At 71.9% G+C, this 16,226-nt stretch carries 15 protein-coding genes and 1 pseudogene; 10 read left to right on the forward strand and 6 right to left on the reverse strand.

The genetic code is table 11. The features are described from left to right. The first annotated feature begins 18 nt into the window (after positions 1-18). From argJ to ABZ128_RS13855, 4 genes are read left to right on the forward strand one after another with little or no spacing between them, the layout of a single operon-like run. Entirely contained in the window at positions 19-1,176 is a 1,158-nt protein-coding gene (gene argJ, locus ABZ128_RS13840) for a bifunctional glutamate N-acetyltransferase/amino-acid acetyltransferase ArgJ (RefSeq protein ID WP_356848292.1), read from the forward strand. Then, entirely contained in the window at positions 1,173-2,111 is a 939-nt protein-coding gene (argB, locus tag ABZ128_RS13845) for an acetylglutamate kinase (RefSeq protein ID WP_356848294.1), read from the forward strand. Before argJ ends, argB begins: the two co-directional genes overlap by 4 nt. Further along, positions 2,108-3,307 carry an acetylornithine transaminase gene (locus ABZ128_RS13850; protein WP_356848295.1) on the forward strand — a complete coding sequence of 400 codons (1,200 nt, stop codon included), beginning with the start codon at positions 2,108-2,110 and terminating at the stop codon, positions 3,305-3,307. Before argB ends, ABZ128_RS13850 begins: the two co-directional genes overlap by 4 nt. 7 nt (positions 3,308-3,314) lie before the next feature. Further along, entirely contained in the window at positions 3,315-3,878 is a 564-nt protein-coding gene (locus tag ABZ128_RS13855; protein WP_356848297.1) for an arginine repressor, read from the forward strand. Between the two features lie 72 nt (positions 3,879-3,950). Here the strand turns inward: ABZ128_RS13855 and ABZ128_RS13860 are convergent, their stop codons facing one another. From ABZ128_RS13860 to ABZ128_RS13870, 3 genes are read right to left on the reverse strand one after another with little or no spacing between them, the layout of a single operon-like run. Beyond that, positions 3,951-4,637 (reverse strand): L,D-transpeptidase family protein, encoded by a 687-nt coding sequence (locus ABZ128_RS13860; RefSeq protein WP_356848435.1) that lies wholly within the window; start codon positions 4,635-4,637, stop codon positions 3,951-3,953. A 6-nt stretch (positions 4,638-4,643) separates the two neighbouring features. Further along, entirely contained in the window at positions 4,644-5,225 is a 582-nt protein-coding gene (locus ABZ128_RS13865; RefSeq protein ID WP_356848298.1) for a pyridoxamine 5'-phosphate oxidase family protein, read from the reverse strand. 42 nt (positions 5,226-5,267) lie between these two features. Then, a complete protein-coding gene (locus ABZ128_RS13870; protein ID WP_356848300.1) occupies positions 5,268-5,807 on the reverse strand; it encodes a hypothetical protein in 540 nt (179 codons plus the stop codon). A gap of 39 nt (positions 5,808-5,846) precedes the next feature. Here ABZ128_RS13870 and ABZ128_RS13875 point away from each other — a divergent pair, with 39 nt between their 5' ends. Beyond that, positions 5,847-7,040, forward strand: coding sequence for an argininosuccinate synthase (locus tag ABZ128_RS13875; RefSeq protein WP_356848302.1), 1,194 nt, complete (start codon positions 5,847-5,849; stop codon positions 7,038-7,040). A gap of 84 nt (positions 7,041-7,124) precedes the next feature. Continuing rightward, positions 7,125-8,552 (forward strand): argininosuccinate lyase, encoded by a 1,428-nt coding sequence (gene argH / locus ABZ128_RS13880; protein WP_356848303.1) that lies wholly within the window; start codon positions 7,125-7,127, stop codon positions 8,550-8,552. A gap of 74 nt (positions 8,553-8,626) precedes the next feature. Here argH and ABZ128_RS13885 read toward each other — a convergent pair whose 3' ends face one another. Together ABZ128_RS13885 and ABZ128_RS13890 are read right to left on the reverse strand one after the other, a co-directional pair. Beyond that, positions 8,627-9,826: a hypothetical protein gene (locus tag ABZ128_RS13885; protein ID WP_356848305.1), complete on the reverse strand. Its 1,200-nt coding sequence runs from the start codon at positions 9,824-9,826 to the stop codon at positions 8,627-8,629. A gap of 72 nt (positions 9,827-9,898) precedes the next feature. Next, a pseudogene (locus tag ABZ128_RS13890) lies at positions 9,899-10,413 on the reverse strand (HAD domain-containing protein). An 85-nt stretch (positions 10,414-10,498) separates the two neighbouring features. On the opposite strand from ABZ128_RS13890, the gene ABZ128_RS13895 reads away from it, so the two are divergent. The 3 genes from ABZ128_RS13895 to ABZ128_RS13905 all read left to right on the forward strand — a co-directional run bounded on the left by ABZ128_RS13895 (position 10,499) and on the right by ABZ128_RS13905 (position 14,132). After that, on the forward strand, positions 10,499-11,068 hold the full coding sequence (locus ABZ128_RS13895; RefSeq protein ID WP_356848306.1) for a helix-turn-helix domain-containing protein: 570 nt from the start codon (positions 10,499-10,501) through the stop codon (positions 11,066-11,068). Further along, positions 11,047-12,591, forward strand: a complete 1,545-nt coding sequence (locus ABZ128_RS13900) for an MFS transporter (RefSeq protein WP_356848437.1) — start codon at positions 11,047-11,049, stop codon at positions 12,589-12,591. Before ABZ128_RS13895 ends, ABZ128_RS13900 begins: the two co-directional genes overlap by 22 nt. A gap of 65 nt (positions 12,592-12,656) precedes the next feature. Then, on the forward strand, positions 12,657-14,132 hold the full coding sequence (locus ABZ128_RS13905; protein ID WP_356848307.1) for a membrane-associated oxidoreductase: 1,476 nt from the start codon (positions 12,657-12,659) through the stop codon (positions 14,130-14,132). Positions 14,133-14,144: 12 nt separating this feature from the next. Here the strand turns inward: ABZ128_RS13905 and ABZ128_RS13910 are convergent, their stop codons facing one another. Next, the gene (locus ABZ128_RS13910) at positions 14,145-14,906 is read right to left on the reverse strand and encodes a lysophospholipid acyltransferase family protein (protein ID WP_356848308.1); all 762 of its coding nucleotides are present in this window, start codon (positions 14,904-14,906) and stop codon (positions 14,145-14,147) included. Positions 14,907-15,040: 134 nt separating this feature from the next. Here ABZ128_RS13910 and ABZ128_RS13915 point away from each other — a divergent pair, with 134 nt between their 5' ends. Then, complete coding sequence (locus ABZ128_RS13915; protein ID WP_356848310.1) at positions 15,041-16,216, forward strand: glycerophosphodiester phosphodiesterase; 1,176 nt, start codon at positions 15,041-15,043, stop codon at positions 16,214-16,216. Positions 16,217-16,226 lie beyond the last annotated feature (10 nt).

Below are 16,226 nucleotides of genomic sequence, written 5' to 3' on the forward strand. Positions count from 1 at the left end.
CGCAGACGAGGAGATGCAGTGAGTGTCACGGCAGCACAGGGATTCACGGCCGCGGGCATCGCGGCCGGGATCAAGGAGAACGGCAACCCGGACCTGGCCCTGGTGGTCAACAACGGGCCGCGGCTGGCAGCGGCGGGCGTCTTCACCTCCAACCGCGTCAAGGCCGCGCCGGTGCTCTGGTCCGAGCAGGTCCTGCGCGGCGGCACCGTCAGCGCGGTCGTCCTGAACTCCGGCGGCGCCAACGCCTGCACCGGCCCCAAGGGCTTCCAGGACACCCACGCCACCGCCGAGAAGGTGGCGGAGGTGTTGGGCGGCGAGCACAGCGCGGGCGAGGTCGCCGTCGCCTCCACGGGCCTGATCGGGGTCCTGCTCCCCATGGACAAGCTGCTGCCGGGCATCGCAACCGCGGCCGCCGCGCTCACCACCGACGGCGGTGAGGCCGCCGCCGTCGCGATCAAGACCACCGACACCGTGCACAAGACGGCCGCCGTGACCCGGGACGGCTGGACGGTCGGCGGCATGGCCAAGGGCGCGGGCATGCTCGCCCCGGGCCTGGCCACCATGCTCGTCGTGCTCACCACCGACGCCGACCTGGACCACGCCGTCCTCGACCGGGCGCTGCGCTCCGCGACCCGCACCACCTTCGACCGCGTCGACTCCGACGGCTGCATGTCCACCAACGACACGGTGCTGCTGCTCGCCTCCGGCGCCTCCGGCCGGGTGCCGGCGTACGAGGAGTTCGCCGAGGCCGTCCGGACCGTCTGCGACGACCTGGCCCGCCAGCTGATCGGCGACGCCGAGGGCGCCAGCAAGGACATCCGGATCGAGGTCGTGGGTGCGGCCAGCGAGGAGGACGCCGTCGAGGTCGGCCGCTCCATCGCCCGCAACAACCTGCTCAAGTGCGCGATCCACGGCGAGGACCCGAACTGGGGCCGGGTGCTCTCCGCCATCGGCACCACCAAGGCCGCCTTCGACCCGGACCGCCTGAACGTCGCCATCAACGGGGTCTGGGTCTGCAAGAACGGCAGCGTCGGCGAGGACCGCGAGCTGGTCTCGATGAAGGACCGCGAGGTCCGCATCACCGCCGACCTGGCCACCGGCGGCGAATCCGCCGTCATCTGGGCCAACGACCTCACCGCCGAGTACGTCCACGAGAACAGCGCCTACTCCTCATGAGCAACGACAAGGCCGGCCAGCCCGGCGCCGGAACCACGCGCAAGCACACCGCCCTGCCCAAGGCGCAGATCCTCATCGAGGCCCTGCCGTGGCTCACCCGGCACAACGGCAAGATCGTCGTCATCAAGTTCGGCGGCAACGCCATGGTCGACGAGGGCCTCAAGGCCGCCTTCGCCCAGGACGTCGTCTTCCTGCGCCAGGCCGGCCTGCGGCCCGTCGTGGTGCACGGCGGCGGCCCCCAGATCAACGCCCAGCTCGACAAGCAGGGCCTGGTCAGCGAGTTCAAGGCGGGCCTGCGCGTCACCACCCCGGAAGCCATGGACGTCGTACGGATGGTCCTGGCGGGCCAGGTACAGCGCGAGCTGGTCGGGCTGCTGAACCAGCACGGGCCCCTCGCCGTCGGCCTGACCGGCGAGGACGCCCACACCATCACCGCCACCCGGCACGTCCCGGAGATCGACGGCGAGCCCGTCGACATCGGGCGGGTCGGCGAGATCACCGCCATCGACACCGGCGCGATCGAGGCGCTGCTCGCCGACGGCCGGATCCCGGTCATCTCCTCCATCGCCCGCAGCGCCGACGACCACCACGTCTACAACGTCAACGCCGACACGGCGGCCGCGGCCCTCGCCGCCGCCCTCGGCGCCGAGACGCTGATGGTCCTCACCGACGTGGAAGGCCTGTACGCGGACTGGCCGCTCAGCGACGAGGTCATCAGCCGCCTCACGGTCAGCGAGCTGGAGAAGCTGCTGCCCGAGCTGTCCAGCGGGATGGTGCCCAAGATGGAGGGCTGCCTGCACGCCGTCCGCGGCGGCGTGAGCACGGCCCGCGTGATCGACGGACGGGTTCCGCACTCGATCCTGCTGGAAATCTTCACCGACGAGGGAATCGGCACGATGGTCGTGCCCGACGCACAGGGAGGGGAAAGCGAGTGACCGGCAACCAGGAGTACGCGGCCCGCTGGCAGGGCGCGCTGACCGACAACTACGGCACGCCCGCGCTGGCCCTCGTACGCGGCGAAGGCGCCCAGGTATGGGACGCCGACGGCAAGCAGTACACCGACTTCGTCGGCGGGATCGCCGTCAACGCCCTCGGCCACGCCCACCCCGCGGTCGTCGCGGCGGTGACCGGCCAGATCACCACCCTCGGCCACGTCTCCAACCTCTACGCCTCCGAGCCGGTCATCGCGCTCGGCGAACGGCTCCTCCAGCTCTTCGGGCGCCCCGGCCGGCTTTTCTTCTGCAACTCCGGCGCAGAGGCCGTCGAGGCCGCCTTCAAGATCGGCCGGCTGACCGGGCGGACCCACATGGTCGCCACCGACGGCGGCTTCCACGGCCGGACCATGGGTGCGCTCGCCCTCACCGGCCAGCCCAGGAAGCAGGACCCGTTCCGGCCGCTGCCCGGCGATGTCACCCATGTCCCGTACGGCGACGTCGAGGCCCTGCGGGCCGCCGTCACCGAGGAGACCGCCCTCGTCGTCATCGAGCCGATCCAGGGCGAGAACGGCGTCGTCGTACCGCCCGCCGGATACCTGACGGCCGCCCGCGAGATCACCAGGGCCACCGGCACCCTGCTCGTCCTCGACGAGGTGCAGACCGGCATCGGCCGGTGCGGCCACTGGTTCGAGCACCAGGCCCACGAGGGTGTGGAACCCGACCTCGTCACCCTCGCAAAGGGTCTGGGCGGCGGTCTGCCGATCGGCGCCGTGGCCGCCTTCGGACCGGCCGCACAGCTCCTGCAGCCCGGCCAGCACGGCACCACCTTCGGCGGCAACCCGATCGCCTGCGCCGCCGGCCTCGCGGTGATCGACACCATCGCCGCGGAGGGACTCCTCGACCAGGTCAAGACCCGCGGGGAGCGGCTGCGCTCGGGAATCGAGGGCGCCGGCCACCCGCTCGTCTCCCATGTCCGTGGGGAGGGCCTCCTCCTGGGTATCGTGCTGACCAAGCCGCTCGCACCGCAGGTGCAGCAGGCGGCCCAGGATGCCGGCTTCCTGGTCAACGCGCCCGCCCCCGACGTCGTACGGCTCATGCCCCCGTACGTCCTGACCGAGGCCGAGGCGGACGCGTTCGTCCAGGCGCTGCCGGCGATCCTCGACGCAGCCAACGGGGACGGACGAACCGGGGAATGAGACGACGATGAGCCAGGCGCAGGACAACGAGCAGTGGGGATCCCCCCCGGCGGAGGCCGGGGGAGGGCCCTCCGTCCCCCAGACCCGTACCGCCCGCCACCGCCGGATCGTGGACATCCTCAACCGGCAGCCGGTGCGCTCCCAGAGCCAGCTGGCCAAGCTGCTCGCCGACGACGGGCTGAGCGTCACCCAGGCGACGCTCTCCCGCGACCTCGACGAGCTGGGCGCGGTGAAGATCCGCAACACCGGCGGTGAGCTCATCTACGCGGTGCCCAGCGAGGGCGGTTTCCGCACCCCGCAGGCACCGCTGGGCGAGTCGGCGAAGGAGGAGCGCATGCGGCGCCTCTCCGGGGAACTGCTGATCTCGGCGGAGGCCTCCGCGAACCTCGTGGTCCTGCGCACCCCGCCGGGTGCCGCGCAGTTCCTCGCCTCGGCGATCGACCAGGCCGAACTCCACGCCATCCTCGGCACGATCGCGGGCGACGACACCCTGATGCTGATCAGCCGCGACCCCGCGGGCGGCCAGGCCCTCGCGGACCACCTCCTGCGCCTGGCCCAGAAGGAAGGCTGACGGCAGCCCTTCCGCAGGCGGTGGCAGATCCCGGGCGCCCGGGCCCGGGCCCGGGCACGTCGCCCGGGACGTTCAGTACCGCGTGACGGCCAGGGGGCCGTCCGTCGTGCCGATCGCGATGTGGGGACGGCGGCGGGGGCTGGCCCAGCGGAGGATCTCGCGCATCGCCCGCTCCGGGACCGAGACGCAACCGGCCGTCGCCCCCTTGCCGTGGACGTGGAGGAAGATGCCCGCGCCGCGGCCGTGCACCGGGCGGTCGTAGTTGAAGCCGATGACCAGCGCGTGCGCGTACTGCTTCTCGTACGCGACCAGGTGCTCCGCCTCGCCCGGGGCGCAGTCCGCGGGCAGGGGCTCCACCCAGCGGTTGTAGGCGGCCGAGGCGTTGTCCTGGCACCACCAGGACTGCTGCGTCACCCGCCGGTAGCGGTACTCGGTCCCCGCCGGGGCGCGGACGGTGCCGAAGGCGTACGGCAGCGCGTACAGGCCGGTCGGCGTGGTGTTGGTGCCCTGGATGCGGGACCGGCCCTCCGTCAGGCCGTTCGCGCCGAAGCGGGCTTCGGTGGTGCCGGCCTCGTACCAGCGGCCCGCCCGCCGGTCCCACCACGTCACCCGCCCCGTGGTCGATCCGGGGGCGGGTGCGACGGCGGTGACCAGCTGGCTGCCGCCGCCCGTGTCGGCGAGACGGGCCGGCAGCGGCGGAGAGCCGTGGGGGAGCAGGCTGGTGACGATCAGTGAGCCGGTGACGACAGCGGTACGCAGCACATGTCAGACGGTACGGGGCGGAAGGGGCAGCGGCAGCGCAGGCAGGCCGTCAAGACTCGAACCGATGTGGTCCTTCTTCTCGCAGTACTCCGCGAACTCCTCGTCGCTCTTGCGCCCGAAGTACTCCGCGTGGAGGGTGCGCTCGCCCTGGTACTCCATGAGGGGGACCGCGTACCCGCAGACGTCGGCGATGCGGCGGGCGCGCACGACGATGACCGCCCGCGCCGAGGGCCCGTCGGCGTCCCCGAACAGGCCGATGAGCTCCCCCCAGCGCGGGTCGTCGCGGAAGACCGCCTCGCCCTCGCCGTGGATGCGCACGATGTTCGGCGGTCCGCTGAAGGCGCACCACATCAGGGTGATCCGGCCGTTCTCGCGGACGTGGGCGATGGTCTCGGCGCCGCTGCCGCCGAAGTCGAGGTAGGCGAGGGTCTGCTCGTCGATGACGACGAGCGTTCCCGAACGGCCCTTGGGGGACAGGTTGACGTGGCCGTCACCGGCGAGCGGTGCGGTCGCGGTGAAGAAGACCGGCTGCTCCTCGATGAAGGTGCGCAGCCGGCCGTCTATGCGTGTGTGAAGCTTTCCCATGGACCGATTATCGGCCGGAACGGTCGGTTCAGGCCGCGGGGTTCAATCCCACAGATCCCGACGGGAACGCCACAGCCGCCGGTCGCCGTGCGCCGTGGGCGCGTGCAGCGGCTCCGGTCCCGCACCGTCCTCGTCCGGCAGCCGCAGCCCCGCAGCGCGCGGCTTCGCGAGCCACCGGGGCCGACGGGTCGTCCGGCAGCGCGAGCAGGGCCGCATGGTCGGGGTGGCGTCCAGCCGGCGCAGCCCGGCCAGGGCGGCGTCCGTCCACAGCCGGCCCGCCGCCGAGTCCCGCTCGGCGGCGGCCTGCCGGGCCGGCTCCCGTACGCCGAGCAGTCCGGCGTCGATCGTGATCCGCGCCGCGAACAGCCGGGTCGGGCGGTCGGTGCTCCTGCGCAGGGCGTCCAGGATGGCGCCGCGCTCCGCGCCGGTCAGCGCGTTCCAGCTCCACTCCCGCGACGGCCGCCCGGGCCGCCACCACGCGGCGAGGCCGGGCTCCCCGTCCAGCAGCCTCACGGCGGCGGCGCGCAGCTGGTCAGCGGCCGGGCGGCAGCCCTGATTGACGAAACATACGGAGTAGTGCATAGTTATGCCTGTCGTTGAATGCACTGTAAGGAGAAACCCGTGACCGAGCGCGTCGTACTCGCCTACTCGGGCGGCCTGGACACCTCCGTCGCCATCGGCTGGATCGCCGAGGAGACGGGCGCCGAGGTCATCGCCGTTGCCGTGGACGTCGGCCAGGGCGGCGAGGACCTGGACGTCATCCGCAAGCGCGCGCTCGACTGCGGTGCCGTGGAGGCCGAGGTCGCGGACGCCAAGGACGAGTTCGCCAACGAGTACTGCCTGCCGGCGATCAAGGCGAACGCCCTCTACATGGACCGCTACCCGCTGGTCTCGGCGCTCTCCCGGCCCACGATCGTCAAGCACCTGGTCGCCGCCGCCAAGAAGCACGGCGCCACGACCGTCGCCCACGGCTGCACCGGCAAGGGCAACGACCAGGTCCGCTTCGAGGCCGGCATCGTCGCCCTCGCGCCCGACCTCAAGTGCATCGCCCCCGTCCGCGACTACGCGATGACCCGCGACAAGGCGATCGCCTTCTGCGAGGAGAAGAACCTCCCGATCGCGACCACCAAGAAGTCCCCGTACTCCATCGACCAGAACGTCTTCGGCCGGGCCGTGGAGACGGGCTTCCTGGAGGACATCTGGAACGCGCCGATCGAGGACATCTACGAGTACACCTCGAACCCGGCCGTCCCGCGCGAGGCCGACGAGGTCGTCATCTCCTTCAAGGAGGGCGTCCCGGTCGCCATCGACGGCAAGCCCGTCTCGGTGCTCCAGGCCATCCAGCAGCTCAACGAGCGCGCCGGCGCGCAGGGCATCGGCCGGATCGACATGGTCGAGGACCGTCTCGTGGGCATCAAGTCCCGCGAGGTCTACGAGGCCCCGGGCGCGATCGCGCTGATCACCGCCCACCAGGAGCTGGAGAACGTCACCGTCGAGCGCGAGCTGGCCCGCTACAAGCGGCAGGTCGAGCAGCGCTGGGGCGAGATGGTCTACGACGGCCTGTGGTTCTCCCCGCTCAAGCGCGCCCTGGACGGCTTCATCAACGAGGCCAACCAGCACGTCACCGGTGACATCCGGATGACCCTGCACGGCGGCCGCGCCGTCGTCACCGGACGCAAGTCCGAGGAGTCGCTGTACGACTTCAACCTGGCGACCTACGACTCGGGCGACACCTTCGACCAGTCCAAGGCCCAGGGCTTCATCGAGATCTTCGGCCTGTCCGCGAAGATCGCCGCGCGCCGCGACCTCGCCTGAGTCGTCACGCAGTACGCAGACGGCCTCCCCGTTCCTCCGCGCGGGGAGGCCGTCGTACACCCCCACTCTTGAGGAGCAGTAGCTGTGAGCAGCAACAACGGTGACGTCCGGCTCTGGGGCGGCCGGTTCGCCGACGGCCCGGCCGAGGCCCTCGCGAAGCTTTCCGCCTCGGTCCACTTCGACTGGCGCCTCGCGCCGTACGACATCGCCGGCTCCCGCGCCCACGCGCGCGTGCTCGCCAAGGCGGGCCTGCTCACGGCCGACGAGCTCGACCGCATGATCGCCGGCCTGGACCGGCTCGAAGCCGACGTGGCCGACGGCTCCTTCACCGGCACCATCGCCGACGAGGACGTGCACACCGCCCTGGAGCGCGGCCTGCTGGAGCGGCTCGGCGCCGACCTCGGCGGCAAGCTGCGGGCCGGCCGGTCCCGCAACGACCAGGTGGCCACCCTCTTCCGGATGTACCTGCGCGACCACGCCCGGATCATCGGCGGCCTGGTCGCCGACCTCCAGGACGCGCTGGTCGGCCTCGCGGAGACCCACGCCGACGTGGCCATGCCGGGGCGCACCCACCTCCAGCACGCGCAGCCCGTGCTCTTCGCCCACCACGTGCTCGCCCACGTGCAGTCCCTGTCGCGGGACGCGGAGCGGCTGCGCCAGTGGGACACCCGCACGGCGGTGTCCCCGTACGGTTCGGGTGCGCTGGCCGGATCCTCGCTGGGGCTGGACCCGGAGGCGGTCGCGGCGGAGCTGGGCTTCGAGCGCGGTTCGGTCGGCAACTCGATCGACGGCACGGCCTCGCGCGACTTCGTCGCCGAGTTCGCGTTCATCACCGCGATGATCGGGATCAACCTGTCCCGGATCGCGGAGGAGATCATCATCTGGAACACGAAGGAGTTCTCCTTCGTGACCCTCCACGACGCCTTCTCCACCGGCTCCTCGATCATGCCGCAGAAGAAGAACCCGGACATCGCGGAGCTGGCGCGGGGCAAGTCGGGCCGCCTGATCGGCAACCTGACCGGTCTCCTCGCCACCCTCAAGGCCCTGCCGCTCGCCTACAACCGGGACCTCCAGGAGGACAAGGAGCCCGTCTTCGACTCCTGCGACACCCTCGAAGTCCTGCTGCCCGCCTTCACCGGCATGATGGCCACGCTGACCGTCAACCGGGAGCGGATGGAGGAGCTGGCCCCGGCCGGGTTCTCCCTCGCCACGGACATCGCCGAGTGGCTGGTCAAGCAGGGTGTGCCCTTCCGGGTGGCGCACGAGGTGGCCGGCGAGTGCGTCAAGGAGTGCGAGGCGCTCGGCATCGAGCTGGACGAGCTCACCGACGAGCAGTTCGCCAAGATCTCGGAGCACCTGACCCCCGAGGTGCGTACGGTCCTCAACGTCCCCGGCGCGCTGGCCTCCCGCAACGGCCGGGGCGGCACCGCCCCCTCCGCGGTCGCGGCCCAGCTCACCGAGCTGAAGGCGGACCTGGTGATCCAGCACGCCTGGGCCGCGCACAAGCAGTAGCGCCCCCGCCCGAAGGGGCGGGCGGAGCCGGTCGGTTCCGCCCGCCCCTTCGGCACGCCCGGCTCCGGCAGGCCTCAGCGGCCTCCGGTGACCGGGTGGTCGGGCTCGTAGTTGGTCAGCACGCAGCCCTCGACCTGGGACCCCTCCAGGCGGTATCCGGCCGGCGCGGAGAAGCCGGGCACACAGTTCAGGTAGAGGAACTGCTGCTGGTAGAGGCCGAAGCGGACGCCCGGGTCATTGGTCTCCACGGCGATGTTCTCCCCGACGAGCAGCCGGCTCGCGGTGCCGCGGAGCTTGCCGTCGTCCTTCAGGTCGGCGAGCTGGGCGGCCTTCGCCCTGGTCTGGAGCTTCCTCATGTCCGAGACCGTGTCCAGCCAGTTGAGGTCGTGGGCCCGCTGAGCCCCGGCCGGCACCCCGCACAGGGCGCGCCCCGACAGCCCCCACGCGAGGGGATCGCCCGACACCACCGGCGCGTAGTCGATCGACTCGACGGCCACCGTGGCGGGGTCGGTCGAGAAGTGCGAGCAGTCGACACTGGAGGCCACGAGCTTCTTCAGCTCGGCCATGCTCCCGGCCTTCGCCAGCCCCAGGCTTCCGTGGGCGGGTTGGCCCGGCTTCCCGGCCGCGCCGCCGCTCGCCGCCGGGTCCTGCGGGGTCTCCAGGTTCGGGCTGCCCTGGCCGTCCTCGCTGCCGACGAAGTCGCTCAGGACGCAGCCCTCGACCAGCGCCTTCTCCCGCTTGTAGCCCTTGGGCACCGGAGCCGTCGGATTGCAGGTCAGGACGCGCAGGTCGGAGCGGACCAGCGCGACGGCCGTCCTGGTCCGGGTCGGGGTCGCGACGAAGCCCTTGCCGACGAGGACGCGGCTGTTCAGGCCGTAGGCGCCGTCACCGCCGGCGATCTTGTCCATGACGTACTGCTTGTAGCGGGTCTGGAACTCCTTCATGTCCGAGGGGATGGAGAGGACGATCTCGCCGTGCTCGGGCTTGTCACTGCACAGGCCCCGCTGGGTCACGGACCACTGTCCGGCCTTGGTGAGGTCGTCGGACGGCAGCCGGGGGTCGTCCGGCGCGGCGCTCAGGTCCTCGCACGAGGTGTACTGCCGTACGTAGCGCTGCGCCTCGGCGAGGGGGCCCTCGGGGGCGGCCTGCCCGCTCGCGGTCCCCGTCCCGGCGGGCCGGGCGCCGTCTGCGCCCCCCTTGCAGGCGGAGAGGGCGGCGAGGCAGGCGAGGGCGGCGATCGGGGCGAGGATCCGCGGCATCCGCTGGAGGTGCATGGGTCGCTTTCGTCGGAACGGCAGGTCATGGGGGTGGCATGCACATGTTAAGTGCCCCTGGACTCCCGCCCGTTACGCCGCCCACCGCGCCAGCGCCTCGAAGTCGGCCCGCACCAGCCCCACCCGCTCGTCGATGCGCAGCAGCAGTGTCCGCAGCGGGTGGCGTTGGTCCACGTATTCCCGGTCCATCGCCGTGATGTCGTCGTCGATCCACGCGAACTCCCGCCCGGCCGCGTACTCCAGGACGTACTGCGTCTTCCAGAAGGTGCCGCGCGGGGCCCGCCGTGCATCTGCGGCCAGTCGATGAAAGGGAGCCGCGGCAGGCCCAGATGCGGCCCTATCCAGTCGTTCGCCTCGTCCTTCCAGGTGGTGGCCCACACCAGCTCGTACGCATCCGCCAGCGCGAGCAGCTCCGCGCCGTGCCCGTGGTTCAGCCAGACCCGCAGCGGCCGACGGCTCTCCGCCTGCGACCAGCCCGTCGGGCGCATCCGGTGGGTGGAGTAGCCCTGCGGGCGGCGCTGGGCCCGGGCCGCGTAGGGGTTCAGGGGGCCGTCCACGTCGATCAGCAGCAGCGGTTTCGCGGTCATCTCGGCAGCATTCCGTTCCGGGCGCCCGTGAGGCATCCCTTTTTTGAGTGAGACGTCGATGTCTCATTTGGTGTATGGTTGTCTCATGGCCATGGATCGTGATCAGGTGCTCCGCGCCGCCGCCGCGCTGCTCTCCCGCAAGTCGACCGCCACCATGGACGAGGTCGCCCGGGCCGCCGGCATCGGCCGCGCCACCCTCCACCGGCACTTCGCCGGACGCGACGCCCTCGTACGGGCCCTGGAAGACCTCGGCATCCGCGCGTTCGAGGTGGCCTTCGACAACGCCCGTCTCCACGAGGGGACGGCCGTCGAGGCCCTGCGCAGGCTCGTCGCCGAGGCCGAGCCGGATGCCCAGCTGCTGGCCTTCCTCGTCACCGAGAACCAGCTCTTCGAGGGGGACCAGGTCAACGAGGGCTGGGCCCGGCTCGACGCCCGCGTCAGCGCCCTCTTCCGGCGCGGCCAGGAGGAGGGCGACATCCGGATCGACCTGAGCCCCGCCTGGCTCACCGAGGCCCTCTACGGCCTCATCGGCACCTGCGCCTGGGCCGTGATGGACGGCCGGGTCGCCGCGAAGGACTTCCAGTACATGATCATCGAGCTGTTGCTCGGTGGCGCACGACGGAGCGTGGAGAAATTAGCCGTACCGAACAGCTGAGCCGCCGGAAGGGGGAGCAGGAGAGGAGCCGCGGGCGCTGGCTGGCCCTCTCGGTGCTCGTCCTCGCCGTCCTGCTGGTCGCGGTGGACGCCACCGTCCTCGGTCTCGCCACGCCCTCGCTCAGCGAGGACCTGCGCCCCTCGGGTACCCAGCTGCTGTGGATCGGCGACATCTACTCGTTCGTCATCGCCGGTCTGCTCGTCTCCATGGGTTCCCTCGGCGACCGCATCGGCCGCAAGACACTGCTGCTCGCCGGCGCCACCGCCTTCGGCGCCGTCTCCGTCCTCAACGCCTGTGCCACCAGCCCCGAGATGATGATCCTGGCCCGCGCCCTGCTCGGCGTGGCCGGCGCCACCCTGATGCCCTCCACCCTCGCGCTGATCCGGAACATATTCCACGACCCCCGGGAGCGCAGCCTCGCCATCGGCATCTGGGGCGCCACCGCCTCCGCGGGCGCGGCCGTCGGCCCCGTGGTCGGCGGAGCGCTGCTCCAGCACTTCTACTGGGGCTCGGTCTTCCTCATCAACCTCCCCGTGATGCTCGTGCTGGTCCTCGTCGGCATCAAGCTGCTCCCCGAGTCCAAGAACCCCGTCTCCGGTCCCTGGGACCTGCCCAGCGTCGGACTGTCCCTCGTCGGTGTCATCGGAGTCGTCTACGCCGTCAAGGAAGCCGCCATCCACGGCGTGACCTGGCAGACCGGAGCCGCCGCAGCCCTGGGCGCCGCCGCGCTCGTCGTCTTCGTGCGCCGCCAGTTCCGGCTGGCCTCGCCGCTGCTCGACATGCGGCTGTTCCGGCACCGCGGCTTCTCCGGGGCCGTACTCGCCGATCTCCTCACCGTCTTCGGCCTCTCGGGCCTGGTCTTCTTCCTGTCCCAGTTCCTCCAGCTCGTCCAGGGCCGCCAGCCGCTGGAGGCCGGACTCGCCGAACTGCCCGCCGCCGTCGGCGCGGTGGCCACGGGACTGGTGGCCGGCCGGTACGCCCGGAGGTTCTCGGTGCGGTCGGTCGTGGCCGGCGGCCTCGGCGCGAGCGGGCTCGCCCTGGGCGTGCTCACCCTGATCCACCAGGACAGCGGCTACCCGCTGCTCGGCGGGGCCCTGCTCGTCGTCGGCCTCGGCGCCGGATTCTCCTTCACCGTCACCGCCGACGTCATCCTCTCCAGCGTGCCCAAGGAGCAGGCCGGCTCGGCCTCCGCCGTCTCCGAGACGGCGTACGAGCTCGGCGCCGCCCTCGGCATCGCCCTGCTCGGCTCCATCGTCACCGGCGTGTACCAGGGCTTCACCGCCCCGGCCTCCGTCCCCGCACCCGTGGCCGCGGCCGCGCACGAGTCGCTCGGCGGCGCCGTCGAGGCGGCGGCGGTGGTGGACCCGGGGACGGCGCAGGCCATGGTGCACGCCGCCCAGGGGGCCTTCGTGGACGGCCTCCGCCTCGCTTCCGGCGTCGGAGCGGCCATCCTCGTGGCCACCGCTTTCGCGGCCTGGTTCCTGCTCAAGGGGCAGGAGCTCCAGGACGGCGTCGAGCACTGACGGCCAACCCGCTCCGGGCCCCGGCAAGTTGACATCCCGTTGAAACGCGGGACACCATCCCGGCGATGGAGATCAACGATCTGACCCCGGCCGAGCGGCGCGTCTGGGACGCCTTTCCGCGCGGCGACGCCGTCGACTTCCGGCACGAGCCCGGGGACAGCTCCGTCGACGGGGCCGGCTGGGGACCGGAACGCACCGTACGCGCCGAGGTGCTCCGGGCCCTTCTGCTCGGTGCCGGCCCGGCGGAGGAGGGCCAAGTCGCCGGGATCAAGGTCAAAGGGGCCAGGATCGTCGGCAAACTCGACCTCAGGTACGCCGTCGTCGACCACCCGGTCCGGCTGCGTGACTGCTGGTTCGAGCGCAAGCCCCTCCTGTACGGCGCCCAGCTGAAGGCGCTTGTCCTCGGCTACTCGACGCTGCCCGGCCTGACCGCCGCCACCCTGCGCGTGGACGTGGTCCTACGGCTCTCCTGCTGCCGGATCACCGGGCCCGTACGCCTTCAGGGCGCCAGGATCTCCGGCGGGCTCTTCCTTCAGGGAGCCGTGATCGGGCCGCCTTCCGGAGAGGAGGCGGGCGAGGCAGCGCTCCAGCTCAACCACGCCGAGATCGGCACCGACATCATCGCCAACGATCTGACCGTGCACGGCCAACTGCGGCTGAACGGCGCCACCGTGGGCGGACAGGTGCAGCTCGACCGGGCCCGCCTGCTGAACCCCGGCGGCATCGCCCTGCACGCGGAGACCCTCGGCGTCGGCACCGACCTGCGCGCACACCGGCTGCACGCCCGCGGCATGGTCAACCTCACCGGCTCCCGCATCCCCGGCCAGGCCAACCTCACCCGTGCGGACCTCGGCAACCCGGGCGCAACCGCCCTGCGCGCCTCCAGCTGCGCCATAGGCGAGCTCTGGCTGCGCCGGTGCCCACCGATCCAGGGCGACGTGAACCTGCGCCGCTCCACCGTCGACCTGCTCCACATAGATCCGGAGGCCTGGCCCGAGCGGATCGCCATCGACGGCCTGACCTACCGCACGCTCGCCCCGCACCTCCCCGCCGAGCAGCGGCTGCCCGCACTGGACCGGGAGGAGTCGGGCTACCTCCCGTACGCCTACGAACAGCTCGCCGCGGCGTACCGGACGGTCGGCGACGAGGCGGCCGCCCGGACCGTGCAGCTCGCGAAGCTGCGGCGGCACCGGCGCACCCGGCCGCGGCACGCCAGGCTCTGGGGGCTGCTCCAGGACACCACCGTGGGCTACGGGTTCCGGCCGCTGCGCGCGGCGGGCTGGCTGGCGGCGCTGCTGGTCACGGGCACGATCGCGTACGGGCTCCAGCCGCCGCGGCCCCTCAAGCAGGGGGAGGCCCCCGACTTCAACCCGGCCTTCTACACGATCGACCTGATGCTGCCCATCATCGGCTTCGGGCAGGAGCAGGCCTTTGCGCCGAGCGGCTGGTACCAGTGGCTGTCGTACCTGCTGATCGTGACCGGCTGGGTCCTCGCCACGACGACCGCGGCGGGCGTCAGCCGGTCACTGCAACGGCAGTAGCGCGGGCGGACCCTACGCGGCCTTCGCCTTGGTGGCGTACATGTCCACGTACTCCTGGCCCGACAGCTGCATGACCTCGGCCATCACCGAATCGGTCACGGCGCGCAGCACGTAGCGGTCGCGGTCCATGCCCTCGTAACGGGAGAACTCCATGGGCTCGCCGAAGCGGATGGTGACCCGGCCGGGGCGGGGCATGCCCTTGCCGCCGGGCTGGAGCTTGTCGGTGCCGATCATGGCGAACGGGACCACCGGGGCGCCGGTCATCAGCGTCAGGCGGGCGATGCCGGTCCGGCCGCGGTACAGCCGGCCGTCGGGGGAGCGGGTGCCCTCGGGGTAGATCCCGAAGATCTTGCCCTCCTCCAGGATCCGTCGGCCGGTCATCAGGGCGGCGACGCCGCCGTTGGCCCCGTCCCGGTCGACCGGGATCATTCCGGCGCCGGTGAAGAACCAGGCCATGGCGCGACCCTTGATCCCCTTGCCCGTCACGTACTCGTCCTTGCCGATGAAGTGGACCGTGCGGTCGCACACCAGCGGCAGGATCATCGAGTCGATGAAGGTGAGGTGGTTGCCCGCCAGAATCACCGGCCCGGTCCCCGGGATGTTCTCGATGCCCTCCACACGGGTGCGGAACATCATGCGCATGACCGGTCCGACAGTGGCCTTGATGAGCGCGGTACGGAACAACGTGAGCCCTCCGGCATCGAAAACGGCTTCGCGCGACACGGCGGTCGCGCAGGTGAGGACGATACTCGCGGGTCCGGGCTGATCGCACATCGGGTTCACACATCGGATACGCAGTGTTGACGCGCGTTTGCGCCATGTTCCACCCGTACGCACCCCTCGGCCACCGTCCGCTGCCTACGATCACGACGCCGATTGCGCCGGTTCGAGACAGAGGAGTGGCACTCATGACACAGGGTGGGGCAGCGCGGCGTACGGTCCTGGGGGCGGCCGTGCTGGCGGCGGGGGGAGCCGTGGCCGGACTCCCGGCGGGATCCGCGGCGGCGGCGCAGCCGGCCGGTGCGGCGCAGGCGGCGGGAGAGGGCCGCGGCGGCTACCGGGACCTCCCCGTCCCGCTGGTCATCGGCCACCGGGGCGCCTGCGGCTACCGCCCCGAACACACCCTCGGCTCCTACGAACTCGCCCTCGACCTCGGTGCCGACGTCGTCGAGCAGGACCTGGTGCCCACCCGCGACGGCCATCTGGTGTGCCGGCACGAGAACGAGATCGGCGGCACCACCGACGTCGCCGACCACCCGGAGTTCGCCTCCCGGCGCACCACCAAGTCGGTCGACGGGGTCTCGGTCACCGGCTGGTTCACCGAGGACTTCACGCTCGCCGAACTGAAGACCCTGCGGGCGAAGGAACGCATCCCCGCCGTCCGCCAGCGCAACACCCTCTACGACGGCCGGTGGGACGTGCCCACCTTCGAGGAGGTGCTCCGCTGGGCCGACCGGGAGGGCAGGCGGCGCGGCCGGCGCGTCTGGCTGCACGTGGAGACCAAGCACCCCACCTATTTCCGCTCCCTCGGCCTCGGCCTGGAGGAGCCGCTCGCCGCGCTGCTGCGCCGCTACGGCCGTGACGGACGGGGCGCCCCGCTCTTCCTCCAGTCCTTCGAGCCCTCCAGCATCCAGCGCCTCTCCCGGCTGGTCTCCGCTCCCCGCGTGGTGCTGCTCTCCGCTGCGGGCACCCGCCCCTGGGACTTCGAGGTGGCCAAGGACCCCCGTACGGTTGCGGATCTGGTCAAGCCCGAGGGGCTGCGGTGGATCGCCGGGTTCGCGCAGGGCATCGGCCCGACCATGGACCTGATCCTGCCCCGGGATGCGGAAGGCCGGCTCGGGGCTGCGACGACCCTGGTCAAGGACGCCCATGCCCAAGGCCTGGTGCTGCACCCCTACACCGCGCGCAACGAGAACGCCTTCCTGCCCGCGGAGTACCGCAAGGGCACCGACCCGGCCGCCTACGGCGACGCCTTCGGAGCCTTCCGCGCCTACTTCGCCCAGGGCATCGACGGCATCTTCACCGACAACGCCGATACGGGACTGCTCGCCGCCGAGGCCTTCCGCCCGGGCCGGGGCCGCTGAGGCGGGCCCG

It is taken from the genome of Streptomyces sp. NPDC006326 (genome assembly GCF_040612915.1).
Lineage (GTDB): Bacteria > Actinomycetota > Actinomycetes > Streptomycetales > Streptomycetaceae > Streptomyces.

What these genes read in the sequence shown, in the direction of transcription:
- ABZ128_RS13910 (WP_356848308.1), bottom strand. Translation starts at nt 14,906, where the DNA reads ATGTGCGATCAGCCCGGACCCGCGAGTATCGTCCTCACCTGCGCGACC.
- ABZ128_RS13885 (WP_356848305.1), bottom strand. Translation starts at nt 9,826, where the DNA reads ATGCACCTCCAGCGGATGCCGCGGATCCTCGCCCCGATCGCCGCCCTC.
- ABZ128_RS13870 (WP_356848300.1), bottom strand. Translation starts at nt 5,807, where the DNA reads ATGCACTACTCCGTATGTTTCGTCAATCAGGGCTGCCGCCCGGCCGCT.
- argB (WP_356848294.1), top strand. Translation starts at nt 1,173, where the DNA reads ATGAGCAACGACAAGGCCGGCCAGCCCGGCGCCGGAACCACGCGCAAG.
- ABZ128_RS13915 (WP_356848310.1), top strand. Translation starts at nt 15,041, where the DNA reads ATGACACAGGGTGGGGCAGCGCGGCGTACGGTCCTGGGGGCGGCCGTG.
- ABZ128_RS13855 (WP_356848297.1), top strand. Translation starts at nt 3,315, where the DNA reads ATGAGCCAGGCGCAGGACAACGAGCAGTGGGGATCCCCCCCGGCGGAG.
- ABZ128_RS13895 (WP_356848306.1), top strand. Translation starts at nt 10,499, where the DNA reads ATGGCCATGGATCGTGATCAGGTGCTCCGCGCCGCCGCCGCGCTGCTC.
- ABZ128_RS13905 (WP_356848307.1), top strand. Translation starts at nt 12,657, where the DNA reads ATGGAGATCAACGATCTGACCCCGGCCGAGCGGCGCGTCTGGGACGCC.
- ABZ128_RS13865 (WP_356848298.1), bottom strand. Translation starts at nt 5,225, where the DNA reads ATGGGAAAGCTTCACACACGCATAGACGGCCGGCTGCGCACCTTCATC.